General features: G+C 54.8%; 21 protein-coding genes. 7 read left to right on the top strand and 14 right to left on the bottom strand.

Annotated elements, in window-relative coordinates; translation table 11 throughout:
• Positions 1-28 precede the first annotated feature (28 nt).
• Entirely contained in the window at positions 29-583 is a 555-nt protein-coding gene (locus AAC086_RS16395) for a TlpA disulfide reductase family protein (RefSeq protein WP_339780267.1), read from the top strand.
• Positions 584-853: 270 nt separating this feature from the next.
• Here AAC086_RS16395 and xylB read toward each other — a convergent pair whose 3' ends face one another.
• From xylB to AAC086_RS16360, 7 genes are all read right to left on the bottom strand, one after another.
• The gene (gene xylB, locus AAC086_RS16390; RefSeq protein WP_339780265.1) at positions 854-2,320 is read right to left on the bottom strand and encodes a xylulokinase; all 1,467 of its coding nucleotides are present in this window, start codon (positions 2,318-2,320) and stop codon (positions 854-856) included.
• Between the two features lie 197 nt (positions 2,321-2,517).
• Positions 2,518-3,405, bottom strand: coding sequence for a 3-hydroxybutyryl-CoA dehydrogenase (locus tag AAC086_RS16385; RefSeq protein WP_339780263.1), 888 nt, complete (start codon positions 3,403-3,405; stop codon positions 2,518-2,520).
• A 36-nt stretch (positions 3,406-3,441) separates the two neighbouring features.
• The gene (locus AAC086_RS16380) at positions 3,442-4,377 is read right to left on the bottom strand and encodes an FAD-binding protein (RefSeq protein ID WP_339780261.1); all 936 of its coding nucleotides are present in this window, start codon (positions 4,375-4,377) and stop codon (positions 3,442-3,444) included.
• Positions 4,378-4,392: 15 nt separating this feature from the next.
• Positions 4,393-5,142 carry an electron transfer flavoprotein subunit beta/FixA family protein gene (locus AAC086_RS16375; RefSeq protein WP_339780259.1) on the bottom strand — a complete coding sequence of 250 codons (750 nt, stop codon included), beginning with the start codon at positions 5,140-5,142 and terminating at the stop codon, positions 4,393-4,395.
• A gap of 241 nt (positions 5,143-5,383) precedes the next feature.
• Positions 5,384-5,986, bottom strand: coding sequence for a cob(I)yrinic acid a,c-diamide adenosyltransferase (locus tag AAC086_RS16370; RefSeq protein ID WP_339780258.1), 603 nt, complete (start codon positions 5,984-5,986; stop codon positions 5,384-5,386).
• A gap of 103 nt (positions 5,987-6,089) precedes the next feature.
• Positions 6,090-6,284: a twin transmembrane helix small protein gene (locus AAC086_RS16365; RefSeq protein WP_339780256.1), complete on the bottom strand. Its 195-nt coding sequence runs from the start codon at positions 6,282-6,284 to the stop codon at positions 6,090-6,092.
• Positions 6,285-6,618: 334 nt separating this feature from the next.
• Positions 6,619-7,251, bottom strand: coding sequence for a hypothetical protein (locus AAC086_RS16360; RefSeq protein ID WP_339780254.1), 633 nt, complete (start codon positions 7,249-7,251; stop codon positions 6,619-6,621).
• A 154-nt stretch (positions 7,252-7,405) separates the two neighbouring features.
• On the opposite strand from AAC086_RS16360, the gene AAC086_RS16355 reads away from it, so the two are divergent.
• The 4 genes from AAC086_RS16355 to AAC086_RS16340 all read left to right on the top strand — a co-directional run bounded on the left by AAC086_RS16355 (position 7,406) and on the right by AAC086_RS16340 (position 11,282).
• Entirely contained in the window at positions 7,406-7,852 is a 447-nt protein-coding gene (locus tag AAC086_RS16355; protein ID WP_339780252.1) for a hypothetical protein, read from the top strand.
• 165 nt (positions 7,853-8,017) lie between these two features.
• Positions 8,018-9,184 carry an adenosylhomocysteinase gene (locus tag AAC086_RS16350; protein WP_339780250.1) on the top strand — a complete coding sequence of 389 codons (1,167 nt, stop codon included), beginning with the start codon at positions 8,018-8,020 and terminating at the stop codon, positions 9,182-9,184.
• Positions 9,185-9,218: 34 nt separating this feature from the next.
• Positions 9,219-9,674, top strand: coding sequence for a hypothetical protein (locus AAC086_RS16345; protein WP_339780248.1), 456 nt, complete (start codon positions 9,219-9,221; stop codon positions 9,672-9,674).
• 264 nt (positions 9,675-9,938) lie between these two features.
• Positions 9,939-11,282 carry a ferric reductase-like transmembrane domain-containing protein gene (locus tag AAC086_RS16340; protein ID WP_339780247.1) on the top strand — a complete coding sequence of 448 codons (1,344 nt, stop codon included), beginning with the start codon at positions 9,939-9,941 and terminating at the stop codon, positions 11,280-11,282.
• A gap of 80 nt (positions 11,283-11,362) precedes the next feature.
• Here the strand turns inward: AAC086_RS16340 and AAC086_RS16335 are convergent, their stop codons facing one another.
• The 3 genes from AAC086_RS16335 to ccrA all read right to left on the bottom strand — a co-directional run bounded on the left by AAC086_RS16335 (position 11,363) and on the right by ccrA (position 16,897).
• Positions 11,363-13,477 (bottom strand): methyl-accepting chemotaxis protein, encoded by a 2,115-nt coding sequence (locus tag AAC086_RS16335; RefSeq protein WP_339780245.1) that lies wholly within the window; start codon positions 13,475-13,477, stop codon positions 11,363-11,365.
• 190 nt (positions 13,478-13,667) lie between these two features.
• On the bottom strand, positions 13,668-15,344 hold the full coding sequence (locus AAC086_RS16330) for an acyl-CoA dehydrogenase family protein (RefSeq protein ID WP_339780243.1): 1,677 nt from the start codon (positions 15,342-15,344) through the stop codon (positions 13,668-13,670).
• Positions 15,345-15,616: 272 nt separating this feature from the next.
• The gene (gene ccrA, locus AAC086_RS16325) at positions 15,617-16,897 is read right to left on the bottom strand and encodes a crotonyl-CoA carboxylase/reductase (protein WP_339780242.1); all 1,281 of its coding nucleotides are present in this window, start codon (positions 16,895-16,897) and stop codon (positions 15,617-15,619) included.
• A gap of 251 nt (positions 16,898-17,148) precedes the next feature.
• Here ccrA and AAC086_RS16320 point away from each other — a divergent pair, with 251 nt between their 5' ends.
• Positions 17,149-19,224, top strand: coding sequence for a protein meaA (locus tag AAC086_RS16320; protein WP_339780240.1), 2,076 nt, complete (start codon positions 17,149-17,151; stop codon positions 19,222-19,224).
• Positions 19,225-19,311: 87 nt separating this feature from the next.
• Here the strand turns inward: AAC086_RS16320 and AAC086_RS16315 are convergent, their stop codons facing one another.
• From AAC086_RS16315 to ispH, 4 genes are all read right to left on the bottom strand, one after another.
• Entirely contained in the window at positions 19,312-21,729 is a 2,418-nt protein-coding gene (locus AAC086_RS16315) for an EAL domain-containing protein (protein ID WP_339780238.1), read from the bottom strand.
• Between the two features lie 236 nt (positions 21,730-21,965).
• Positions 21,966-22,409 (bottom strand): ribonuclease HI, encoded by a 444-nt coding sequence (rnhA, locus tag AAC086_RS16310; RefSeq protein WP_339780236.1) that lies wholly within the window; start codon positions 22,407-22,409, stop codon positions 21,966-21,968.
• Between the two features lie 5 nt (positions 22,410-22,414).
• Positions 22,415-23,392 carry a homoserine kinase gene (locus AAC086_RS16305; protein WP_339780235.1) on the bottom strand — a complete coding sequence of 326 codons (978 nt, stop codon included), beginning with the start codon at positions 23,390-23,392 and terminating at the stop codon, positions 22,415-22,417.
• Between the two features lie 14 nt (positions 23,393-23,406).
• The gene (gene ispH, locus AAC086_RS16300) at positions 23,407-24,354 is read right to left on the bottom strand and encodes a 4-hydroxy-3-methylbut-2-enyl diphosphate reductase (RefSeq protein WP_339780234.1); all 948 of its coding nucleotides are present in this window, start codon (positions 24,352-24,354) and stop codon (positions 23,407-23,409) included.
• Between the two features lie 124 nt (positions 24,355-24,478).
• On the opposite strand from ispH, the gene AAC086_RS16295 reads away from it, so the two are divergent.
• Positions 24,479-24,694 (top strand): hypothetical protein, encoded by a 216-nt coding sequence (locus tag AAC086_RS16295; RefSeq protein ID WP_339780233.1) that lies wholly within the window; start codon positions 24,479-24,481, stop codon positions 24,692-24,694.
• Positions 24,695-24,698: the final 4 nt, after the last annotated feature.

Genomic DNA, 24,698 nt, shown 5'->3' with positions numbered 1-24,698 from the left:
TTTCGCTTTGGTCTGAAAGGTGTCTGTTGTGAAGCCGCTGCTTCAATATGTAAAACTTGGCGTGATTGTCGCCATATCCGCCATTTATGCAAGCCCTGCCTTTGCCAATGTGGATGTCCCTGATCAACTTTCCAAACTTGATGCTGCAACACATGCGGGTCCACTGCCCGGTAAAACCGGATTTAGTGACGAAAATGGCAATATTCACGATTTGAAAGATTTTCAAGGCACGGTTCTGCTGGTTAATTTATGGGCGACATGGTGTGCGCCCTGTGTCCGCGAAATGCCCGACCTCAATGATCTGGCGCGTGCCATGTCCGACAAACCGTTTCGTGTGATTGCAATCAGCCAGGATCGCGGCGGGGCCAAGGATGTGCAGGCGTTTTACACGGAAAACGATATTCATAATCTTGATGTCGCCCTTGACCCCAAGGGCGTGCTTGCCCGTTCGTTCAAGGTGCGAGGCTTGCCGACCAGCATTTTAATCGGCAAGGATGGCAACGTGATCGGTTATGTCGAAGGGGTCGCGCCGTGGGCTGATTCTGCCATCATAAAATATTTCACCGATCTGACAAACGACTAAAGCATATTTCCTTTAATATGACCCATTTTGCCAGGCGGCAGACTGCGCTGGCCCACAGGGTTTGTTTTTGGCGGTGTTTGGCGGCGTTACACCGCTCGCCCGATGCGCCGCATCGCGCAGCGCGCTGTGCCTTGCCAAACGACACGCCAAAAACAAACAAAATGGGTCATATTAAAGGAAACATGCTTTAAGTGTGCGTTTGTTATCGCGGTGCTGCCTGCCCGGTAATTCCGGGGCCAGCCCGACCACGGACCCTAAATTACGTTTCCTTTAGCGATCCTGAAATTCGGCGGCCAGGGCGTCATACAGGCGGCGGAATTTGGCCATGCGGGGCAGGTATTGTTCGTGCCGGTTTTGATCGGGTTTTAAAACATTTTCGATGACGGGGGGCGTGCAAACATCCTCGATGGTGCCATCCTTGACCGCCAGGCGCGCCAGCCGTGCCGCGCCAAAGGCCGGGCCTTTGGCCCCGCCCTGATAGCGGGCCAGCGGGGTGCCCATGATATCGGCGATCATTTGCGTCCAATACAGGCTACGTGCGCCTCCGCCAATCACACCGGGCAATTCGCAATGTGTGCCTGCGGCATGAAGGCCCGCTTGCGCGTCGCTCAGGGCAAAGGCAACGCCTTCTAACACGGCCTGTACCATGGTTTCGCGCGTGGTGCTGGTACTGAGCCCAAAAAATACCCCGCGGGCATAGGGGTTGTTATGCGGGGTGCGTTCGCCGCTAAGGTAGGGCAGAAATATCAGGTCGGACGGGGTTTTGTGCCGGGCTTCGGTCCGTGCCAAAAGACCCGCGATACTGGTTTCGCCCAAAAGATTTGCCACCCATGCCAGGCAACTGGCACCATTTAGCAAAACCGCCATTTGAAACCAGCGATCTGGCACCGCATGGGCAAAACTGTGCAATAGCAATTCCGGTTTCGGGCGATAACGGTCCGATGCGACAAAAAGCTGCGATGATGTGCCCAGCGAAATAAACCCGTCGCCATGTGTGACGGCCCCGGCACCAATGCCGCCAGTGGCCGCATCGCCGCCGCCTCCGGCAATGACAATATTTTTGCCCATGCCCCAACGCGTGGCCAGGTCTGCCCGCAAGATACCGGTGGCGTCACTGCCTTCAAACAGGGTCGGTAATTGGTCGGGCGTTAGGCCGGTGGCGGCAATGGCCTCGGGGTTCCATGCGCGTTTTTCCTCGTCCAGCCATAATGTCCCGGCGGCATCGGACATTTCGGTGGCCTTTTCACCGCATAAATGCAGGCGGATGTAATCTTTGGGCAGCATGACGGTGCGAATCGCGTCAAACAGATCGGGTTCGTGTTTGCGCAGCCACATGATTTTGGGAGCCGTCATGCCGGGCATGGCGACCACACCGGCGCGCAGGGCAAGGCCGGGCAGGGTGGCTTCTATGGCGTCACATTCGGCTTTGGCGCGGCCATCATTCCATAAAATCGCCGGGCGCAGAGGCGTATCATCGGCACCCAGCACCACAGCCCCGTGCATTTGCCCGGAAAGGCCAATGGCGCGGACCTTTGATAGTGCTGTGGCATTCTTTGCCATGATCAGGTCAATCGCCTGCCGGGCGGCATCCCACCAGTCGTCCGGGTTTTGTTCGCTCCAATACGGGTGCGGGTTGCTCAGCGACAGGGCGATGTCGGCTTCGGCGACAATTGCCGATGTTTCATCCATCAGCAGGGCCTTTACCGCTGATGTGCCCACATCGATTCCCATAAACATCGCGAACGCCTCCCGTTGATTTTATTCCCTACAGGAGTACAAATTCGCGCGCCAAGATCAACTTATTTGATTGCGAATTTTTTGTGCCTGCGCCCAAAGATTGGGGGCGCCACAAAAAAAGCCACCGCCCGGGGGCGGTGACCTTTGAAATTATGTCTGCAAAAATTGCCTTTGCGACAACGGCCTGTGCGACCGTGTTAGCGGGTCGGGACCGGTTCGTCGCCGGAATAGTCGTAAAAACCGCGGCCAACCTTGCGGCCAAGCCAGCCGGCTTCGACATATTTTACCAAAAGCGGGCACGGGCGATATTTGGTATCGGCCAGGCCATCATGCAGCACATGCATGATCGACAGGCAGGTATCGAGACCAATGAAATCGGCCAGTTGCAGCGGGCCCATCGGATGATTGGCCCCCAAACGCAAGGCGGTATCGATCGACTGCACATTGCCCACCCCTTCATACAGGGTATAGACCGCTTCGTTGATCATGGGCAGCAAGATACGATTGACGATAAAAGCCGGGAAATCTTCGGCACTTGCCGTGTCTTTGCCCAGTTTTTTCGTCAGTTCATGAATGGTGCGATAGGTCGTTTCATCGGTGGCAATGCCGCGGATCAATTCGACCAGTTTCATGAGCGGCACCGGGTTCATGAAATGCATGCCCATGAACTTTGCCGGGCGGTCGGTATAGGATGCCAGGCGCGTCACCGAAATGGACGATGTGTTGGTCGCAATAATGGCTTCTTCGCCCAGAACCGGACACAGCGACTTGAAGATCTGCTTTTTGACTTCTTCGTTTTCCGTCGCCGCTTCGATCACGAGATTGCAGTCAGACAAAAACGTGTATTCCACCCCGGTGGTAATCCGGGACAGGGCCGCGTCTTTCTCGGCTTGCGAGATCATCTCTTTCTTAAGCTGGCGGTCCAGGTTCTTGCCGATCTGAACCAGCGCTTTTTCAAGTGCCTGTTCCGATACGTCAAGAAGACGGACGTCATAACCGGCCAGTGCGATCACATGGGCAATTCCGTTGCCCATCTGACCGGCACCAATGACGCCGATTGTTTTGATATCATCCAATGAAGCCATGTTTCCCCACTTAATCCCTATCCAAAAAGGATCTGACTATTTGTCGAGTTCACTCGCCAATGCGGGAAGGGCCTCGAACAGGTCCGCAACAAGCCCGTAATCGGCAACCGAAAAGATCGGCGCGTCTTCGTCCTTGTTGATCGCAACAATGACCTTACTGTCCTTCATGCCGGCAAGGTGCTGAATAGCACCTGAAATGCCTACCGCAATGTATAGCTGCGGTGCAACAACTTTGCCAGTTTGACCCACCTGCCAGTCGTTCGGAGCATATCCTGCATCAACTGCGGCGCGCGAAGCGCCAATGGCAGCCCCCAGTTTGTCGGCAATTGGTTCGATCAGGTGGAAGTTTTCACCCGACCCCATGCCGCGCCCGCCAGAGATCACAACCGAGGCTGCGGCCAGTTCCGGGCGTTCCGACTCGGTCAGTTGCTGACCAACAAAGCTGGATTTACCAAAATCCGACGCAATCGCAACATTTTCGACACTGGCCGAACCGCCTTCGCCAGAAACCGGATCAAACCCGGTGGGGCGCACCGTAATCAGTTTCAGGCTGTCGGAGGATTGAACCGTGGCAAGGGCGTTACCCGCATAAATCGGACGCACGAAGGTATCGGCACTTTCAACATCAATGATGTCGGAAATCTGTGCGACATCCTTTAAGGCCGCAACGCGCGGCATAAAGTTTTTGCCCGTGGTTGAGGCGACCGCCAGAATGTGGCTGTAATCCCCGGCCAGCTCAATGACCAGACCGGCCAGGTTTTCCGCCAGTGCGTGGCCGTAAACGGCATTGTCGGCCAGCAATACCCTGGCAACACCCTCGGCCTTTGCGGCGGCATCGGCAACGGCGGCACAGTTTTCACCGGCGACGAGAACGGTAATGTCACCGCCAATTTTTTTGGCAGCAGCGATGGTGGAAAGGGTCGCGCCCTTTAATTCGGTATTGTCGTGTTCGGCAATAACTAGAATGCTCATTGGACCTGCCCCTGCTTAAATTACTTTGGCTTCGTTACGAAGCTTGTCGACCAGTTCGGCCACATCGGCAACCTTGATGCCCGCCTGGCGTGATGGCGGTTCGGTCACTTTCAGGGTTTTTAAGCGCGGCGTGGTATCGACCCCCAGATCGGCAGGCGACAGGGTATCAAGCGGCTTTTTCTTGGCCTTCATGATATTGGGAAGCGACGCATAGCGCGGTTCGTTCAGGCGCAAATCGGTGGTAACAATCGCCGGAAGGTCCAGCTTGATGGTCTCAAGGCCGCCATCAACTTCGCGGGTGACATCCATTTTGCCATCGGCAATTACGATTTTCGAGGCAAACGTGCCCTGCGGCCAGCCCAGCAATGCCGCCAGCATCTGGCCGGTCTGGTTGGCGTCATCGTCAATCGCCTGTTTACCCAGAATAACCAGATCCGGGGCTTCTTTTGCCACCACTTCCTTCAGCAGCTTGGCCACGGCCAGCGGCTGTAATTCATCGTCGCTTTCAACCAGAATGGCGCGATCCGCACCCATGGCAAGGGCCGTGCGCAGGGTTTCCTGCGACTGTTTCACCCCAAGGGACACGGCGACCACTTCGGTGGCGCTACCGGCTTCCTTCAGGCGGACGGCTTCTTCAACGGCGATTTCGTCAAACGGGTTCATGGACATCTTGACGTTGTTTAATTCAACGCCTGACTGGTCCTGTTTGACTCGGATCTTGACGTTGTAATCCACAACGCGCTTAACGGCGACAAGAACCTTCATGACAGACCTGTTCGTTTTTGTTGTCTAACCAATGAGTGCAACCAACCTGTTAACGGCGTGGTGCGCCCGGTGTTACTGTTTTCCCTGCGATGCACAATAATCGGCACATGCGGGCTTGTCAATTTACGTAAAGAGGTTAACGTTAACGATAGCTTCTTTACTGAAAAATTGATCCTGTGGGATCAAAAACAATATTTTCAGGCGTGTTGGCAACCTGCTTTAGCACGCCTGAAACGGTATTTTATGTTTTTTGCACATCTGTTGCATCGCGGGTAAGGCCCGGTTGCCACAAAATGTCGTCCTTTCCGCCATTATTGGCCTGGCGCGAAAGGACAAACATATGGTCCGACAGGCGGTTGATATAACGAATGGCCTGCGGGTTGATGTTTTCCTGTGCGGCCAGTTCCACCATCAGCCGTTCGGCGCGGCGCGAAACCGTGCGCGCCATGTGCAATTGTGCGGCAAGGGCGGTGCCACCGGGCAGGATAAAGGATTTTAACGGGTTCAGATTGGCATTGATGGCATCAATTTCATGCTCCAGCCGGGTCACCTGGCTTTCGGCAATGCGCAGGGCCGGGTATTCGCCCTCATCATTGGTGCCGTCGCCCGGGGTGCATAAATCGGCACCAAGGTCGAACAGGTCGTTTTGAATGCGGGCCAGCATGGCATCGATGTCGGGGGTATCGGCACTGTGCAGCCGGGCCACACCAATCACCGCATTTGTTTCATCAACCGTGCCATAGGCCGCAACCCGGATGTCGCTTTTGGCAACCCGTTTGCCGTTACCAAGGGATGTTTTGCCCTTGTCACCTGATTTGGTGTAAATGCGTGTCAGTTGAACCATGTTGTGCGGACTCGTCCCTTTTTGCCCGATAGGGGTCAGCGGTTGTCGCCTGTGACCCGGGGTTATGTCTGTTGTTGCAGGCGGCCTTGAATTGCGGCCATATCTAGCGTCCCATTGCCATAACCGACAAGATTAGCAGCAACAAAATAGCAGCGGCCTGCGCGATAATGCGCCATTGCATCAATTTGTTCGATGCCCGCGCATTTTTGCCCCGTGCCATCGTGATAATGCCCAGCACCAGAATAATGCCAACAGCTGCCATTGCCAGCAAAACACCGATTTGCAAAAACGCAGCCATGTTTCGTCTCCGTTAGAACCTGCCCGATATCTAATCTGGCGCGGTGTTTGCGCAAGAAATTGTAATGATTAATGCCATACTTGCAGCCTCAAGGGTCGCCATGCTGCGACAATCTGCCAGCCAGAGCAAGTTTTGCGGCAACGATAATAAAAAAAATCGACCCGCCTCAACCGGCCAGGCAAGGATGCGGGGAAGAAAATGGCAGCAAACAGCAAAAGGAAGCCAGCGCAAATGGCGCTGACCTCCGTTGTTTTTCTTATTTTTTGCCCTACGGGGGCAGGGAAGGCTGTTCCCGTATGGCGGGAAGGCCGGGCCGGGTTATGCGCGGCGATTATCAAGCATGAAACTGGCCGCTTTTGCCGTCATAGGTCATTTCAATTTCAGTGATGCCGCCGCCGAATTTAGCCATGGCTTTGCTGCCCACCACATCGCTGACGATGGTGGAACTTTCGAAATGGCCTTCCAGCCAGATATAGACGTCGGTGTAAGGGGTTATCCGGATATGCTGGTTGGCCAGAACCGAATTGGCCGAGAGCGGCTTGCGTTCTTCAAGCTTCTGATTGACCTGGGCGCTTTGTGACAGGCCAAAGGTCAGGCAGGGATATTTGTCATAGGGCATTTCATTCTTTGCGGCAAAGCTCCCGGCATCGACATTCGTGTTTTGGATCGGTGCGCCGAAAGTCGCGGTCTGGTTAAAGGTATAGATCGAGCCGCCCATGGCCGGGCCGGGCTGAACTTCAGACAATTTGGTGATTTTTTCGCCGTTTTTGCCGATCGCTGCGGTTGAGGCATAGATCCAGTATTCTTCCGACCACTGAATGGTGTTGCTTTCAAACGGGTCGAAAGCCACCCAGATCACACTGACCGCAGCATTGCCAACCGGTTTGGCCAGGGCAATTTTCTGCTGCGCACCATTGATGATGTTCAGGTCAGCGGGATTAACATTAAGGGTGAGAGAAAAATCCATTTTGTTCTCCTGAAGTTTTATTGCACCGAGCTTTTTGCTCGCCGTTAGGAATACGTTAAAAGAAATGCGCGCATAACGGGTATGGTTCCACTGAGTAGAAACCTTAAATCATCATAGGGTCAGGGGGATGTAAACTGCAATCAGGGGCAGGAATATGGAGCGTCAAATCTTTAAGGGGTTTCCGATCTATGATCAGGTAGCCTTTGCGACCCTTGAACAATTGTTTGAAGAAAACCGAGGATTGGTAATGGCTTCATTGCCATGGCTGGTCGCTGAACTGATCGAGGATTTTGGATTTCGCAAGGCGCTTGAATTTGTTTATTGCCACGGGGGACGTAAAATTTATCTGCGAAATGATCGCGCTGATCTGGCCCGGAAAATGGATCTAAATATCTCGCAAAAGTTGCATGAGCGTATTTTGAACTTGTCGAGCAGCAGCGGATATGTCGAAATTCCGTCGCCGTGGGGGGTATCGGAAGCCATTCGTCGGGCCCTGATCATGGGCGATTACAACAAGGGCATGAAGCGAGAGGAGATCCGTCAGACTTATGGGCTATCGAGCCGGGCGCTAACCAATATTTTCAGTGTGAACAAACACTAGGCCGGTTGTCGCGATTGTTGCAATGGGTGATATGCCCCTGTTTTGTGGTGTGGGACCACGGGCAGGGGCGTTTTTTTTGGCAGCAAGCCTGCTGTGTGCTTTTCATTCGCTGTTGGACCGATTACCAAGGCAGTCTGATCACACTTGAAAAATGGGCCCCACACCATGAATAGCCGCATTAAAGATGCCAGCCTTGCCGCACAAATCACCGAGGAAGCCCTGGCCTGGCGCCAGGTGATTTGCCCGGTTACCGACGCCTATGGCAAATATGTCTCCCGGCGCGACCTGCACGGTAAAACCATTGTCAGTTTTCAGCATGTTCTCGAAGATACCATTCCCACCCTGCTGCCTTTTGTGCAGGCCGGGGCGCGGGTAAAGGTCGGGGCGTGCAACCCCGATAGCACCGATGATGCCGCTGCGGCCTATTTGGCAAAAAACGGGGTTGAAGTTCATGCCTTTTCCGGGATGACCCCCGATGAATATGCCACAAGTATTGATATTCTGTCGAACGAACCGGCCGATATTATTGCCGATATGGGCGGCGAACTGATCGAGGCGTTTGTTAAAAAAGGCCATCAGGTTGACGGGGCGCTTGAAGCCACCACAACCGGTGTGCACCGGGTTGAAAAGCTGGATCTGAATTTTCCGGTTTTTAACTGGAACGACATTGCGATCAAGGATCGCTTGCATAACCGCCACCATGTCGCACAGGAAATGTGGCCGGTTTTTTCCAATGTGACGGGCCTGGCCCTTTATGGCCGAACGGTGCTGGTGATCGGGTTTGGTCCGGTGGGGCGGGGTGTTGCCGAACGGGCGCGCAACCTGGGCGCTGTGGTGTCGGTGGCAGAGCGCGACCCGGTTCGGGCATTGGAGGCCCAGCATCATGGCTGTGCCGTGGTTGATCTCGAATCCGGGCTTAAAAACAATGCCATCATTGTAACCGCCACCGGCCTTTCAGGCATATTGGGCAAGGTTCAGTTACAACAGGTGCGTCGCGGGGCGGTTTTGGTCAATGTGGGCCATTCCAATACTGAAATTGATGTGGCGTGGCTCGATACCCTGCCAAAAACCCGGATGCGCCGCCATATCGAACGGTTTGACCTCAGCGATGATAAGCGGGTTTATCTGCTGAACCGGGGCAGCCTGCTTAATCTGGCACCGGGCATGGGCGGATCGGGCAAGGATCTGTTTGATCCGTTTTCGGCCATTTTGTTGCGCGGAATCGATTGGCTGGCATCGGGCGGGGCCGCGTCGTTCAAGCCTGGCTTCTGGGATTATCCTGCCGACCTTGAAGTTGAAATCGCGCAGCGGATTTTGGCTTCGCATAGCTGAGTTTAACGACAACCACAAAGGCCGCAGGGACCCGATGAAAGCGTTGGAATGGATTGAAGGAAAACTCCGCTACGCCAGTGCCCTGCGGCTTTATTGTGGTGGGCTGGCCGTGCGGGCATATGGCGGCACGCGGCCATTGAATGATATTGACCTGTTTGTGCCTGATGCGCATTTCTGGCCGTTGGTTGATGCGTTACACGATTTTGTTCGCAAACCGGCCACCCGCCAGCAAGAGGCAGGATGGGATCTGACCTATGTGCAGTTTGTGTATGAGGGGGTGAAAATCGAAATTGGCAGCGATGACCGTCCACGCATTCAGGATCGCGCATCGGGGGAATGGGTGGCACTTGATATTGATTATGCCACAGTCGAACTGCGGACTTATGAAGGATGCACGATTCCGTTGATGGCACACAAACAGTTGATTGCCTATAAGCGCACGCTGGGTCGGGAAGTTGACCTGATAGATGTTGGCGAAATTGATCGGTAGGACGATATTTGCGCCGATCTTGTGGATGCTGCGTCCGGAAGCATCCTGACCAGCTTTGTCATCTCGATGTGCACGGCAGATTATCGCGTAAGTGCCAAGATTGGGATAATTCTGAATTACAGTCGCAAAATCAACGGATTAACTGATACAATTCATTACAAAACTTTGATCTTCCGCCATACTTGTGCGACGTGTTTGTGATCTAACAGGGGGACGGCAAATGGCCCTGAAGATGAAAGCGGCGCAAGCGCAAAGGACGAGATCATGCGAAACATCAAATGGATTTTCTGTTTGTTTCTGTTGGTTGTGGCAGGCTTCTGGATCGGGTTTCACCCTGATTTCTGGGCGCAGGACAATATCATTTTACTGCGAAACCAGTTTCTGCAACTCACCGGACTGATCGCCATTTCGTCGATGAGCCTGATCCTGGTGCTGGCCACCCGCCCCAAATGGCTGGAACCATGGCTGGGCGGGTTGGATAAAACCTATCGCCTGCATAAATGGCTGGGGATAACGGCCCTGGTAATGGCTGTAACCCACTGGCTGTGGATCGAAGCCCCCAAATGGGCGCGGGATCTTGGTTTGATCGAAATTAGTCGCCCGCCGCGCCCGTCGCGCGAAGGTATGGGGGCGCTTCAGCAGTTTTTGATGTCGCAAAAACATCTGGCCGAAGGCATTGGCGAATGGAGTTTTTATGCCGCTGTGGCCTTGATGGTGGTGGCCTTGGTCAAGCTGGTTCCCTATCGCTGGTTTGTGAAAACCCATAAATTGATCGCCATTGCCTATCTGGCGCTGGTTTTTCACGCGGCGGTTTTGTTTAATTTTGACGATTGGGTGACGCCCTCTGGCATGATTTTGGGCGTTCTTTTGCTGGCCGGGGCCTATAGCGCTGTGCTTGTGCTGACCAACCGTGTCGGGCGTCGATCCACCATCACCGCCACACTTGAAAAAATTGAGACATTCCCGACAATGCAGTCGGTTGAAGTGACCGTCAATGTTGGCCAGCAGTGGCCCGGGCATCGGGCCGGGCAGTTTGCCTTTGTGACCTTTGATGACAAGGAAGGCGCGCATCCCTTTACCATTGCCTCGGCCTGGAATCCCTCCGATGGCAGGCTTAAAATACTGATCAAGGCGCTTGGCGATTATACCAGTACATTGCACAGTCGCCTGAAACCGGGCAGCACAGCCCGGGTCGAAGGCCCCTATGGCGGGTTTACCTTTGATGATGCCGACGCGCGGCAGGTTTGGATCGGCGGTGGCATTGGCATCACGCCGTTCCTGGCCCGGCTCAAGGATTTGGCCCAGCTTCCGGCGGGCGCGGCGCGACGAAATATCGACCTGTATCATGCCGTGCCGGTCGAGGATGAAAAGCTGTCGCTCCGGTTAAAAGATCTGGCGTACCGGGCGGGCATTAATTTGCACATCATTGTTGATAGCCGGGATGGTTTTTTAACCGGCGAACAGGTGCGCAACGATGTTGCAGACTGGAAATCGGCCAGTTTCTGGTTTTGTGGTCCGCGCGATTTTGGAACGGCCCTGTCGCGTGACCTGACCGGGAATGGCTTGCCCGATACCCGCTTTCATCAGGAACTGTTCGAATTTCGCTAAGCAAAATATTGGGGTGAACTTCGGATAGAAACAGCGGGGCATGGTTGGCGTGCCCCGTTGTTTTATGATGTGCGGGCGTATCAGGCGCGATAACCGATGCGCAAATTGCCCCAATGTTTGCCATTCACCATAATCGGCACATCGCATTCCTTCATGAAGACCACCTTGTCGCCCATGTCGCGGAAATAGGTTTGCAAGAAGACCGGTTTGGTGTTGCGCGCCGCCATCAGCCCGGCGCGGTCATCAAAAATGCGGCGGTGGCGCGCGTTTCCGGTGTTCCATACAGGGTCATTGGGCCGTTGGGGCTGGCTGAAAACCTTGTTATGGGTGGGCAAATAACCGTTCTGGTCTACCGCAACGGCAAACACAATATGCGAATCCTTGCTCAACGCGCTTTCTTGCAAGGGGCCAAAATGGGTGTCGGTAAAGTTTAAAAACGGTGTGGTAAATTGTTTGGGGTCTGTCCCCTCGATCAATTGGTAACGTGGCTGCATCAGATCATTGATTTTTAATTCACCACGGCGAACAGCATCGTCAAACAGCTTGCCAAGTTGCTGTGCCAACGGTTTGCCCAGCTCGGCGATTTTTTCGTCATGCGCCCGGGTTTTAACCAGCATGTCGTCGATCACTTTGTGGGCTTCTGCGGTGAGTTGATCAAACTGGATATGGGCCCCAAGGTTTGATACCGCCTTTAAGGTGCCGTGCAGTTTTGTATTGCCCTCCAGTGTAATCGAAACCGCTTTCCCGGCATCTTTTTCACTGGCGTCAATGCGGGCGAGCAACCCCGCAGTCGACATGTCGGCGGTAACACCTGTACGGCTGTCACCTTTGCCAAAATCAACCATGATATCAACGGCAATTGGCACGCGGCGGCGGGTCTTGTTATTGCTGTCATTGTTGCTGCCGTCACGGGTGGCTGTGGTGCGCAAAACGGCCCGGAAACGCTGGTCCATTTCTGTTACATCGCGGCGGATGTTGGTGGCCAGTCCGCGCAGGTTTTCCGATGTATCGCGTGCATTCTGCGCTTTGCTGTGGGCCAGGCTGATATCTTCGGCAATGCCCCCCATATGGGTGGATACTTCCTGTGCGCTGCCTGAAATTTCGTTGATCGCGGCAGTTTGCTGTTCGATCGAAACCGAAATATCGCCCGACAGGCGGCTGACTTCGTCAATGGCGCTGCCAATGCCTTCGATGGCACCCACCGCACTTGATGTTGCCTGCTGAATCGCCTGAATTTGCGCATTGATATCGGAAATGGCTTTTTCCGTCTGGGTGGCAAGGTTCTTCACCTCATTGGCGACCACTGCAAAACCTTTGCCCGCATCTCCGGCCCGGGCGGCTTCGATGGTGGCATTCAAGGCCAGCATTTTGGTCTGGTCGGAAATGCGTTTAACAATATCGACCACCTTGCCAATTTCACCTGCCGTGTTTGACAGGCTGGCCATTGTCCCTGTCGTTTCCTCAACCCGGATCACAGCTTGCCCGGCGATATCGCTGGTTTGGTGAATGCGTTGGGCAATTTCCTGGCTTGATGCCTGTAATTCTTCGGTGGCTGCGGCAACGGTGGCAACATTGCCGCTGGCAATTGCGGTGGTTTCGGTAATGCGTTCCACCAGTTTGGACAGTTCGCGCGAATCGGTTTCCATCACTTGCGAAACGTCATTCATCCGCCCGGCCTGAAAGCCGACTTCGGAAATGATGTTGTCGGTTTCGCGTTCGATAATTTCCGAAATTGCCTGAATTTCGCTGTTTGTGCGATGGTCGGTGCTGGCCGGGCCGGTTATGGCCAGCCGCCCCAGAACCGCCCCCATATCGGTGCAAAACGTGGTGCGAAGGGCATCGGCGCACAATTGTGCCTTGCGAGCATGCATATGTGCAGCCACATGGTGCAGGGCGGTCGATATGGCATTTTCATATGCCGTAACCAGCAAGGGTATGGTGGCGGCAGGAAACAGAGTGGCGAGCGGGTTTTTACCCAATTCACGGGTGATGGTTTCGGGGCCACTGGCACTGAACAAATCCTGCCAGTATTGCGCGAGTGCTGTTGCTTTTTGGGCGGCGTCCGGGCGGGACGTATCGGCCAGACAGGCGGTAAAATCTTTGGCGAGTTGGCCAAGATGCGGGGATATGACATCAAATGCAGCGCGGGCATGGGTCAGGGATACAGCCCCTGAGGCTGCCTGGCGAATATCCATGGGACGTCTCCTTTGGATTTATCAGTTTTTCTCTGATAATTCATTTTGTTGTCATGAAGCCTATCTCTTAATGGGGGGCGATGTCATATTGTACTTTAGGTTGATACGGAAAAAAAACGGGTGCCAGCATGCTGACACCCGCAAGGCTGGGCCAATTGGCCCCGGTTCGGTTTGGGGACGGACTAAATTTTTAGCGCCCCAAAAGCCCACGGGTCACGACCTGTGCCTGAATTTCGGCCGCCCCTTCAAAAATGTTTAAAATGCGCGCATCACATAACACCCGGCTGATCTGGTATTCGGTGGCATAGCCATTGCCGCCGTGAATTTGCAGGGCATTATCGGCGTTGGACCACGCCACGCGTGCGCCCAGCAACTTTGCCATGCCCGCTTCAATGTCACAGCGAATGTCCTGGTCTTTTTCGATCGCAGAAAAATAGGTCAGCTGGCGCGCAATCATGGTTTCGACCACCATCCAGGCGATTTTGCCATACACACGTGGAAAAGCATAAAGCGGTTTGCCAAACTGAATGCGGTCCTGGGCGTAGCGCATGCCAATTTCCAGGGCATTTTGCGCCACCCCGACGGCCCGGGCTGCGGTCTGGATGCGGGCGGATTCAAACGTTGCCATTAATTGTTTAAATCCCTGTCCTTCCACCCCACCCAAAAGGTTTTCGACCGGCACGTTAAACCCGTCAAAGCCCAGTTCATATTCCTTCATACCGCGATAGCCCAAAACCGCGATCTCGCCACCGGTCATGCCCTTGGCCGGGAACGGGTTTTCGTCGCAACCACGCGGTTTTTCCGCCAGCAACATCGACAGGCCGCGATACCCGGCCTGATCGGGGTTGGTGCGCGCCAAAAGCGTCATTAAATCAGAGCGGGCGGCATGGGTGATCCAGGTTTTGTTGCCCGTTATGCTGTAATGATCGTCGTTTTTAACGGCACGGGTGCGCAAATTTGCCAAATCGGACCCGTTATTGGGTTCGGTAAATACTGCCGTGGGTAAAATTTCGCCCGAGGCCAGTTTGGGCAGGTAATGTTCCTTTTGCGCATCGGTGCCGCCCAGGCGGATCAGTTCGGCGGCAATTTCGGATCGCGTCCCAAGCGAACCGACCCCGATATAACCGCGCGAAAGTTCCTCGGTGACCACACACATGGCGGTTTTTCCCATACCCAGCCCGCCAAATTCTTCGGGAATGGTCAGGCCAAACACGCCCAGTTCGGCCATTTCATTGACAATTTCAATCGGGATCAGTTCGTCACGCGCGTGCCAGCCATGGGCATGCGGGCTGACTTTTTCCTCAACAAATCGGCGAAACTGGTCGCGGACCATATCAAGGGTGTCGTCTTCCAGCCCGCTATGGCCAAATTGGCCGCTGGCAAGGCTGTCGTTAATTTCATCAGCGATGGCGCGACGTGTCGCATCGACATTGCCCTGTGCGATCAGGGTTTGAACGGCGGGGCTGGCATTAAATGCTGTTATGCTGGCAATATCGGTGCCCATTGCGCCCAACCGAATGATCTCGCCTTGTGACATGGCGATGCCCCCGGCAATTTGCGCCAGATATTCGCCAAAGGCCGCCTGCAAAATCAGTTGTTCCAGCCGCCCGAATTTATCTTGCTGTTCCAGCCGCCCGGCCCAGGCCCGCATCTGGCGCAGCGCGTTGACATAGGTGGCAAACCAGGCAAAGCCGTGGGCGGCGAATTGATGTTGCTCCACCAGATCAGCGTCGAGTTTGCCATCGGGGCAAACCGTGCTTTTCACCGCATCCTGTGTTGCGGCATAAAGCGGGTCCAGTGCATCAAGGGCCCCGTCACACAGGGATGTCAGGTTCGGGATGATGGCATTTTTTGCTGTGGCGTTCATTGCTTTATCCTGTCAGGCGCGGATCTGGCACTGCAGATCACGAAGGGGGCTTTGCCGTTCCATGTGCGGCATCGGCTGGCGTGGTAATTGGGGATGCGGTTGCCATTATGATGTGGTGCGGCCGTCAAATGGCAAAACTGTTTATCGCGTGGTTCAGCTATGGGATGGAGTGATCCCGCCCAAAACGGGCGACGTTCGGGCGAGATCACACCGGTCACAGTCAAAGGGGCATCAAGATGGGCTGAGGGGACCAGCATCGATGCCATGTGGGATTATCCTTCGACTGCGTCTTCAAGCGTATGCATACCCGGGCGTTTGGCCTGAACCAGCACGGCCATGTTGCCGGGCTTGTGTTCGTTGCGCATCATTTTCATGTGGGCGCGCGGAATATCTTCCCACGAAAACACATCCGACATGCTGGGGTCGATCCGGCGTTCGATCACCAGCGTGTTGGCCTGTGCCGCCTGTTTCAAGTTGGCAAAATGGCTGCCCTGAATGCGTTTTTGCCGCATCCAGACAAAACGGGCATCAAATGTCAGGTTAAAGCCGGTGGTACCGGCACAAAAAACCACCATGCCACCACGTTTGGCCACATTGCACGAAACGGGGAATGTCTGTTCGCCCGGATGCTCAAATACAATGTCGACATCAACGCCCTTGCCGGTAATATCCCAGATCGCCTTGCCAAATTTGCGCACTTCTTGCATGTAGGCGCCAAATTCCGGGCCATTCACGGTGGGAAGCTGGCCCCAGCAATTAAAATCCTTGCGGTTGATGACGGCCTTGGCCCCCAGGCCCAGCACAAATTCGCGTTTGCTTTCATCGGAAATAACGCCAATGGCATTGGCCCCGGCGGTCGTGATCAACTGGATCGCCATTGATCCCAGCCCGCCCGATGCCCCCCAGACCAGCACATTATGGCCGGGGCGCAAAATATGCGGTCGATGACCAAACAACATGCGATAGGCGGTGGCCAGCGTCAGGATATAGCACGCACTTTCTTCCCAGGTCAGGTGTTTGGGGCGAGGCATTAACTGTTGCGATTGCACATTGGTAAACTGGGCAAAGGACCCGTCGGGGGTTTCATAGCCCCAAATGCGCTGGGTGGGCGATAACATCGGGTCGCCGCCATTGCATTCCTCGTCATCGCCGTCATCCTGGTTGCAGTGAACAACAACTTCGTCGCCCACTTTCCAGCGTGTGACCTTGGAACCCACAGCCCAGACAATGCCTGCGGCATCGGACCCGGCAATGTGAAACGGTTCGTGATGAACATCAAATACCGAAATCGGTTTGCCAAGGGCCGCCCAGACGCCGTTGTAATTCACCCCGGCCGCCATCACCAGAACCAGCACCTCGTGCGAGTCGAGGATCGGGACATCCACCACTTCGCATTGCATTGCGGTATCGGGGTCGCCATGACGTTCACGGCGAATGACCCAGGCATACATCTGTTTTGGCACATGGCCCAGTGGCGGGATTTCGCCAATGTCATAAAGGTCTTTGACGTCCGGTCCGCCCCGGCACGATACGATCTCAGCGGCGGTGTTCATGGCCTTCACTCCTTTTTCGGGCCGCGCATGGCACGGAATAACGACTTGTCGGCTTTGGGGAGTCGAAATGGCGAGTCCCCCCGATTGCGATGGCATCTAACGCTTTGGTTTCACTGTATTGCGTAATTTTGCTTTTATCGCGTTGCACAAATTGTTATATAATTACCCATTGAATGTCCAGTAGGTAATTTAAGAACGTTTTCACGAAACAATCGGAAAGCGTTTAAGCAACAAATGTACGCGAGGTCGCCATGTCATCAGATCGCACACGCACTGCAACATCGCCGGAACGCGACCGGCCATGGCTGATCCGCACCTATGCCGGGCATAGCTCGGCCCAGGCATCCAACGCGCTGTATCGGCAAAACCTGGCCAAGGGGCAAACCGGGCTGTCGGTGGCCTTCGATTTACCAACCCAGACCGGGTATGACTCGGACCATGTTCTGGCGCGCGGTGAGGTGGGCAAGGTCGGCGTGCCGGTATCGCATCTGGGTGATATGGCTGCTTTGTTTGACGGCATCCCGCTAGATAAAATGAATACATCCATGACCATCAACGCCCCGGCGGCATGGTTGCTGGCCCTTTATATTGCGGTGGCGGAAAAGCAGGGTGTTAACCGCGCCGATTTGCAAGGCACCACCCAAAACGACATCATCAAGGAATATCTGTCGCGCGGGACCTATATTTTCCCGCCAGCCCCCAGTTTGAAACTGATTACCGATGTCGCGGCATTTACCTATCGCGAGGTGCCAAAATGGAACCCGATGAATGTGTGTTCCTATCATTTGCAAGAAGCCGGGGCGACGCCGGAACAGGAACTGGCCTTTGCCCTGGCAACGGCGGTTGCGGTGCTTGATGCCGTGCGCGATTCGGGCCAGGTGCCGATGAATGAATTTGGCCAGGTTGTTGGCCGGATTTCGTTTTTTGTGAATGCCGGTATTCGCTTTGTCACCGAAATTTGCAAAATGCGGGCTTTTTGCGAGCTGTGGGACGAGATCACACGCACGCGGTATGGCATTACCGATGAAAAGTTCCGCCGTTTTCGCTATGGCGTGCAGGTGAATTCACTGGGCCTGACGGAACAGCAACCCGAAAACAATGTATACCGTATTCTGATTGAAATGCTGTCGGTGGTGTTATCAAAAAATGCCCGCGCGCGCGCGGTGCAGCTTCCCGCCTGGAACGAGGCCCTGGGCCTGCCGCGCCCGTGGGACCAGCAATGGTCTTTGCGTTTGCAACAGATTATGGCCTATGAAACCGACCTTTTGGAATATGAAGACCTGTTTGATGGCAATCCCGCGATCGAGCGCAAGGTGGCGATGTTAAAACAGGGCGCGCTGGACGAACTGGCAAAAATAGATGCTATGGGCGGGGCGATTGCCGCGGTTGATAGCGGTTATATGAAAGGCGAACTGGTGCGTGCCAACGCCCGTCGGCTGGCCGATATTGAAAACGACGTGACCCGCATTGTTGGTGTGAATGCCTTTGTTGAAACCGAACCTTCGCCGCTAACCGCTGATGGCATTTCATCGATCATGACGGTGGATGATATGGCCGAAGGCGACCAGATCGACAAACTGGCCCGTTGGCGCGAAACCCGGGATAACGACGCGGTAAAGGCCAGTCTGCAAAAACTGGAACAGGCGGCCCGGAACGGCGGAAATATCATGGAACCTTCCATCGCCTGTGCCCATGCCGGGGTCACAACCGGGGAATGGGCGCAAACCCTGCGTGTTGTTTTTGGTGAATATCGCGCCCCGACCGGGGTTACCTCGATCATTTTGTCAGATGATGACGGGGCCGATGGCAAAATGACCGATTTGCGCCAAAAGGTAGATGCGGTGTCGGCCCGCCTGGGCACCCGGATGAAAATGCTGGTCGGCAAGCCGGGGCTGGATGGTCATTCCAACGGGGCCGAACAAATTGCCATGAAGGCCGGGGATGCCGGTATTGATGTTTTATATGACGGTATTCGCTGGACGCCCGATGATCTGGTGCAAAATGCCCTGACCCACAAGGCGCATATCGTTGGCCTGTCTATTTTGTCGGGCTCGCATGTGGCGTTGGTGCGTGATGTGGTGCGCGGCCTGCGCGATGCTGGGGCTGCGCACATTCCGGTGGTGGTGGGCGGGATCATTCCCGAGGCCGACATGCTGATTTTGCGGCAAATGGGGGTGGCGGCGGTTTACACCCCCAAGGATTACCAACTGGTCGGGATCATGACCGATATGGTCAAACTGGTGGATGGACGGGTGGATCAGTATCGCAATGCCGATGCCGATAATGACATTGGCGGTCACCGACACGACCCGGCAACGATTTACTGATCCTGGCGATACATAACAGGGCCAGCGGGAAACGCGGTTTTTTGCCGGGGTGTTTCGGGCGCGGTTTATGCGGGGCTGAAAACAGGATCAGAGTTCGCGTTTAACGATTTCCGCCTCGAGGATGGATGCCTTGTATTTCGCGGCGCGTTCCGTAACCCATTTTTCAAATACCGGCACTGGCAGGGGCCGGGAAAACAGGAAACCCTGAATAAAATCGCAGCCCTTTTGTTGCAAATATTGCAGTTGTTCAATTTCTTCCACCCCTTCGGCAATCACATCAAGGTGCAGGCTGTGCCCAAGCCCGATCACGGCATCGACAATCGCCATGTCGTCAGGATCGACATTGATATCACTGACAAAGGAACGGTCGATCTTGATCGATGTTACCGGGAAGCGTTTAAGGTAATTCAGCGATGAATAACCGGTGCCAAAATCGTCAATCGAAATGCCAACGCCGAGTTTTTTCAGTTCCTTAAGGGTGGAAACGGCTTTTTCCGGGTTGTTCATCAGGATCGATTCGGTAATTTCCAGCTCCAGCGTGCCTTCGGGCAGTTTGGTGGTTTCCAGGGTTTTGGTTACCGTGCGGACAAGTTCGGCATCCTGAAACTGAGCCGGCGACAGGTTCACTGCCATGCGCAAATCGGGCATACCGTTTTCGCGCCAGATTTGTGTTTGCCTGCAGGCCTCGCGCAGGACCCACGCGCCAAGGCGGTTAATCAGCCCGCATTCTTCGGCCACCGAAATAAATTCACCAGGCAAAATCAGGCCGCGTTGCGGGTGGTTCCAGCGCACCAGGGCCTCGGCCCCGACCACCTGTTCGGTCTGGCAATCGACCTTGGGCTGGTAAAACAGCACTAACTGGTTGGAATCCAGGGCGTTGCGCAAATCTTCTTCGATGGTTTTGCGTTCCTTGACCCGCTCATGCATCGAGGGCAGGAAGAAACGGTAATTGTTGCGGCCTTCGGCCTTGGCGGCATACATCGCCATATCGGCGTTTTTAACCAGCTGTTCGGGGTTGTCGCCATCCTCGGGGAACAGGGTGATGCCGATGCTGGCGGTTGAATGCAGGCGAATGCCGCGGCAATCAAAAGGTTGCGACAAATCTTCGATAATGCGCTGGGCCAGAACAATGGTGTCTTCGATATTTTGCACATCGGTCTGGATAATGGCGAATTCGTCACCACCCAAGCGGGCGGCTGTGTCTGAATCGCGAATGATCCGCGACAGGCGCTGACCCATTTCCTGGATCATCAAATCGCCGACATCATGGCCGAAATGGTCGTTAATGTCCTTGAACCGGTCCAGATCGACAAACAATACCGTGACACCGCGCTGAAACCGGCGGGCCGACAGCAAAGCCTGGCGCAAGCGGTCCAGAAACAGGGTCCGGTTGGGCAGGCTGGTCAGCACGTCATGCACGGCCAGGTGGCGCATGCGGGCCTCGGTCTGTTTGCGTTCGGTAATGTCGGTATAGGTGGCAACATAGCCGCCACCGGGCATCGGGTTATGGTCAACCTGTACAACCCGGCCATTGGGGCGGGTGCGTTCCATGCGATAGGGTTCGCGTCGGCGTGCAATCGCCACCCGGTCTGATATCAGGGCCGGGATGCTGACTTCGCCATATTCGCCGCGTTCCCCGTTAAAGCGCAAAATATCCGAAAGCGGGGTGCCTTCCTTAACCAGGTCGCGGGGCAGGTTCAGAAGCTCGATATAGCGTTCATTCCACACCATCAGGTTCAAATCCTGATCAAACAGGCAAATTCCCTGGCCGATATTATGCAGGGTGGCTTCCAAAAGGGCCTGTTTGCGCTGGGCTTCTTCCTGGGCCTGGCCCTGTAAGGCCACCATTTCATTATATTCGCGAATAAGCAGGCCAAGCTCGTCAGCGCTGTTCCATTCGACCGGGCGGCGGAGTCGGCCATGTTTGGTCATGCGGATGGAATGCAAAAGCCGCGACAGGGGTTCCTTGATCGACCGGTGATTGGCAATCAGCAGGCTGGCTGTTACAACCGCGATCAGCAACGCAAACAGGATCAGATCAATGACGACCCGTTGCCACAACAGTTCGCGAACCCGTGCTTCGGTAAAATGAATGACCAGTTCGCCCACATCATGGCGGACATTGTTGCGTTCAAAGTAAACCCGGCGCGACAGGCGCAATGTGTTTTTAAGCTCGTCTTGTGATGCGCCGGTCCGGGCAAATTCGGTGCCATCGGCCCCCAATGCGCGCACGGCGACAATATCGCGGTCGCGGCTCATGGCGTTCAGGGCGGATTCAATATTATCAACATCAAGATACCAGAACGGCGTTGCCAGAACGCGGGCATTGATATCGGCGGTTTGTTCGATTTTTTCGTTCAGATCATCGCGCAGGCCAACATAGCTGGCATAGCCAAAAATAACGAACAGGATCAAACAGCATAAAGCGACAAGCGGCAGCGCAATGAACAGCAGCCGGCTGCTAAGCGATTTTCGCTGCAAAAAGCCGTAAGACCCGTACGACAACGATCCCTCCTGACTGGCCTAGTCTTTTGGCCAGCGCTTGTCCCCTGTTCGGATGCGTATCCTATACCCATCCCCCCTGCTTACTTGTATCGCATCCCGGCAACACGGCGAAGCACAAGATTGATTTTAACCACATAATTTGATCATACGAACGAAAAAACACCAAGGACGTTTTTAAATGATTGTAATCGTCCAGGCTTTTGCCACGTCGCTTTAAAAGCGACGGTCGGTTAATCTCATCTGGGAACCGCCATACGGGCCAGTTCATCGCACCGTTCGTTTTCCGGGTGACCGGCATGGCCTTTGACCCAGTGCCATTCAATTTTGTGTGGACGGGCGGCTTCTAACAGGCGCTGCCACAGCTCCACATTTTTAACCGGTTTTTTGTCGGCGGTTTTCCAGCCCCGCTTTTGCCAGCCAAACACCCATTTGGTAATACCGTCGCGGACATAGGAACTGTCGGTATAAATATCGACGGTGCAGGGGCGTTTGATGGCTTCGAGTGCTGAAATCGCGGCCATCATTTCCATGCGGTTGTTGGTGGTGGCCGGGTCCCCGCCCGAAAGTTCCTTTTCCACCCCGCGAAAGCGCATGATCGCGCCCCAGCCCCCGGGGCCGGGGTTCCCGCTGCATGCGCCATCGGTAAAAATGGTGACTGTGTCTTTATCGTCTTGCGTCATTGGTTTTATCGGTCCCCAAGGCCATAGTCGCTTGCTGCTTCCACCTTCTGGTGAAAGCGCAGCTTGTTTATATATTCGCGGGGATTTTTGGGGGTCACAAGGGCCCCGGCAGGAGTATTGATCCAGTCATACAAACGGGTAAGCAAAAACCGCAATGCCGATCCGCGCGCCAGAACGGGCAGGGCTGCAATTTCATCGGCCGACAGCGGGCGCGCCCGGTTATAGTTTGCCAGAAGGTTTTGCGCCTTGGTGATGTTAAAGCTGTTATCGGGTTCAAAACACCAGGCGTTCAGGCAAATCGCCACGTCATAGGCCAGAAGGTCATTGCAGGCGAAATAGAAATCAATCAGGCCCGAAACATCGTCCTGACCGGGGAAGAAAAACACGTTATCGGTAAATAAATCGGCGTGAATAACCCCGCCAGGCAATTTTGTCGGCCAGTTCGCTTCGAGATAATCAAGTTCGCCGTGGATCAGGTCGCCAAGGCCGGGCATTACCGTGTTGACCCCGTCATCGCCGCAACTGGCAAATAGCGGGCGCCAGGCCTTTACCGACAGGGCATTGGGGCGGTAATAGTCAAAATCCTGCCCGGCGATATGCAGTTTCGCCAGTGCCTTGCCCAGCCCGGCACAATGATGGGGCAGCACGCGGCGCGGCGACATGCCTTGCAAAAATGATGTAATGGCGGCGGGCCTGCCGCACAGGCGGCGCAAGGCAACCCCGTCGGTGCCATGAATGGGGGTGGGGCAATTTAACCCCTTGGATGATAAATGGTCCATCAATCCCAGAAAAAACGGCAGATCATCGGGATCAACCCGCTTTTCATACAGGGTCAGGATGAACGGGGCCTGATCGGTATGAAGCAGGAAATTGGTGTTTTCAACGCCCTCGGCAATGCCCTTGAACGAGACAACTTTGCCGATGTCATATTCCGCCACAAAACGGGCGATATCTTCATCGGACACATCGGTATAGACAGCCATAAACGCGTAAATCCTTAGCTGGCAAGTTCACGGGGAAGTTTGAAGGTAACGTTTTCGTCTGTCAGGGTGAGGGTTTCGACGCTGACTTCGTAACGTTCGCGACAGGCATCAATCACTTCCTCGACCAGAACTTCCGGGGCCGATGCCCCCGCCGTAATGCCCAGGGTTTTGATGTTTGCAAGTTTTGACCAGTCAATATCGCGCGCCCGCTCAACCAGAACCGACACCGCACAGCCTTCGCGTTTGGCAACTTCCACCAACCGGTTGGAATTTGATGAATTGGGCGCGCCCAGCACCAAAATCGCATCTGCCCGTTCGGCAATCATTTTCACCGCATGCTGACGGTTGGTGGTGGCGTAACAAATGTCTTCTTTTTTGGGCACCGAAATGGTCGGGAACCGGTCTTGCAAAATGGCGATCATTTTGGCCGTGTCATCTAGCGACAAGGTCGTCTGGGTAACAAAGGCAATGTTTTCCGGGTCGGCAACTGCCACGGTCAGGGCATCGTTTTCGGTTTCGATCAGGGTCATGCTGCCCTCGGGCAACTGGCCCATCGTGCCGACAACTTCAGGGTGTCTGGCATGGCCAATCAGCAAAATATGCTTGCCTTCGGCGTGGTGACGTTCGGCCTCGCGGTGTACCTTTGACACCAGTGGGCAGGTGGCATCCAGATAATGCAGGGCGCGCTGGTCGGCATTTTGCGGCACAGATTTGGGGACACCATGGGCCGAAAATATCACCGGTACGCCATCGGGCACGGCGTCCAGCTCATCGACAAAAACAGCGCCCATGTCGCGCAGGCGATCAACGACGAATTTGTTATGCACAATTTCGTGGCGCACATAAACCGGGGCACCGTATTTGACCAATGCCTTTTCGACAATTTCAATGGCACGGTCCACCCCGGCGCAAAAACCGCGCGGGTTGGCCAACAGAATGTGAAGGTCCGCTTTGTCGGGCATCGGCACCGCCTCGAAAATGCAAAGGATACCGGTTTGCGCCGGTATCGGGTTAACAGGTATTTCCGGTTACATAACGCGCCTGCGACAAAGGTGCAATGATGGCGCATGGATATATTGCCATGCTTTGGCCCGCGAGAATAACGATCTGTGCGCCATTTATGGGGTTGCCGTGCCATGTGTTGCCGGTTTTTCGGGCCATCGGCCAGGGCTGTTTGATCCGTGGGGGCGTTATTTTGGCGGCCTTGATGTTGGGGGCTGGATGAAAAATATACCGGGCCATGTCGGGCGCATTGCACAATGTGCACTGCAACGGGTTGTGCCGGGCAGATCAACAGCATAGACTG

This window comes from uncultured Thalassospira sp. (assembly GCF_963976115.1).
Classification (GTDB): domain Bacteria; phylum Pseudomonadota; class Alphaproteobacteria; order Rhodospirillales; family Thalassospiraceae; genus Thalassospira.
The sequence above is the reverse complement of the archived record's forward strand: the minus strand, read 5'-3'. Positions and strand labels throughout refer to the sequence as shown.

Excerpts from the sequence above, each read along its gene's own strand:
- AAC086_RS16355 (WP_339780252.1), top strand. The coding sequence starts at position 7,406 with ATGGAGCGTCAAATCTTTAAGGGGTTTCCGATCTATGATCAGGTAGCC.
- xylB (WP_339780265.1), bottom strand. The coding sequence starts at position 2,320 with ATGTTTATGGGAATCGATGTGGGCACATCAGCGGTAAAGGCCCTGCTG.
- AAC086_RS16330 (WP_339780243.1), bottom strand. The coding sequence starts at position 15,344 with ATGAACGCCACAGCAAAAAATGCCATCATCCCGAACCTGACATCCCTG.
- AAC086_RS16385 (WP_339780263.1), bottom strand. The coding sequence starts at position 3,405 with ATGGCTTCATTGGATGATATCAAAACAATCGGCGTCATTGGTGCCGGT.
- AAC086_RS16380 (WP_339780261.1), bottom strand. The coding sequence starts at position 4,377 with ATGAGCATTCTAGTTATTGCCGAACACGACAATACCGAATTAAAGGGC.
- AAC086_RS16335 (WP_339780245.1), bottom strand. The coding sequence starts at position 13,477 with ATGGATATTCGCCAGGCAGCCTCAGGGGCTGTATCCCTGACCCATGCC.
- AAC086_RS16360 (WP_339780254.1), bottom strand. The coding sequence starts at position 7,251 with ATGGATTTTTCTCTCACCCTTAATGTTAATCCCGCTGACCTGAACATC.
- ccrA (WP_339780242.1), bottom strand. The coding sequence starts at position 16,897 with ATGAACACCGCCGCTGAGATCGTATCGTGCCGGGGCGGACCGGACGTC.
- AAC086_RS16340 (WP_339780247.1), top strand. The coding sequence starts at position 9,939 with ATGCGAAACATCAAATGGATTTTCTGTTTGTTTCTGTTGGTTGTGGCA.
- rnhA (WP_339780236.1), bottom strand. The coding sequence starts at position 22,409 with ATGACGCAAGACGATAAAGACACAGTCACCATTTTTACCGATGGCGCA.
- AAC086_RS16370 (WP_339780258.1), bottom strand. The coding sequence starts at position 5,986 with ATGGTTCAACTGACACGCATTTACACCAAATCAGGTGACAAGGGCAAA.
- ispH (WP_339780234.1), bottom strand. The coding sequence starts at position 24,354 with ATGCCCGACAAAGCGGACCTTCACATTCTGTTGGCCAACCCGCGCGGT.
- AAC086_RS16365 (WP_339780256.1), bottom strand. The coding sequence starts at position 6,284 with ATGGCTGCGTTTTTGCAAATCGGTGTTTTGCTGGCAATGGCAGCTGTT.
- AAC086_RS16350 (WP_339780250.1), top strand. The coding sequence starts at position 8,018 with ATGAATAGCCGCATTAAAGATGCCAGCCTTGCCGCACAAATCACCGAG.
- AAC086_RS16345 (WP_339780248.1), top strand. The coding sequence starts at position 9,219 with ATGAAAGCGTTGGAATGGATTGAAGGAAAACTCCGCTACGCCAGTGCC.
- AAC086_RS16305 (WP_339780235.1), bottom strand. The coding sequence starts at position 23,392 with ATGGCTGTCTATACCGATGTGTCCGATGAAGATATCGCCCGTTTTGTG.
- AAC086_RS16320 (WP_339780240.1), top strand. The coding sequence starts at position 17,149 with ATGTCATCAGATCGCACACGCACTGCAACATCGCCGGAACGCGACCGG.
- AAC086_RS16375 (WP_339780259.1), bottom strand. The coding sequence starts at position 5,142 with ATGAAGGTTCTTGTCGCCGTTAAGCGCGTTGTGGATTACAACGTCAAG.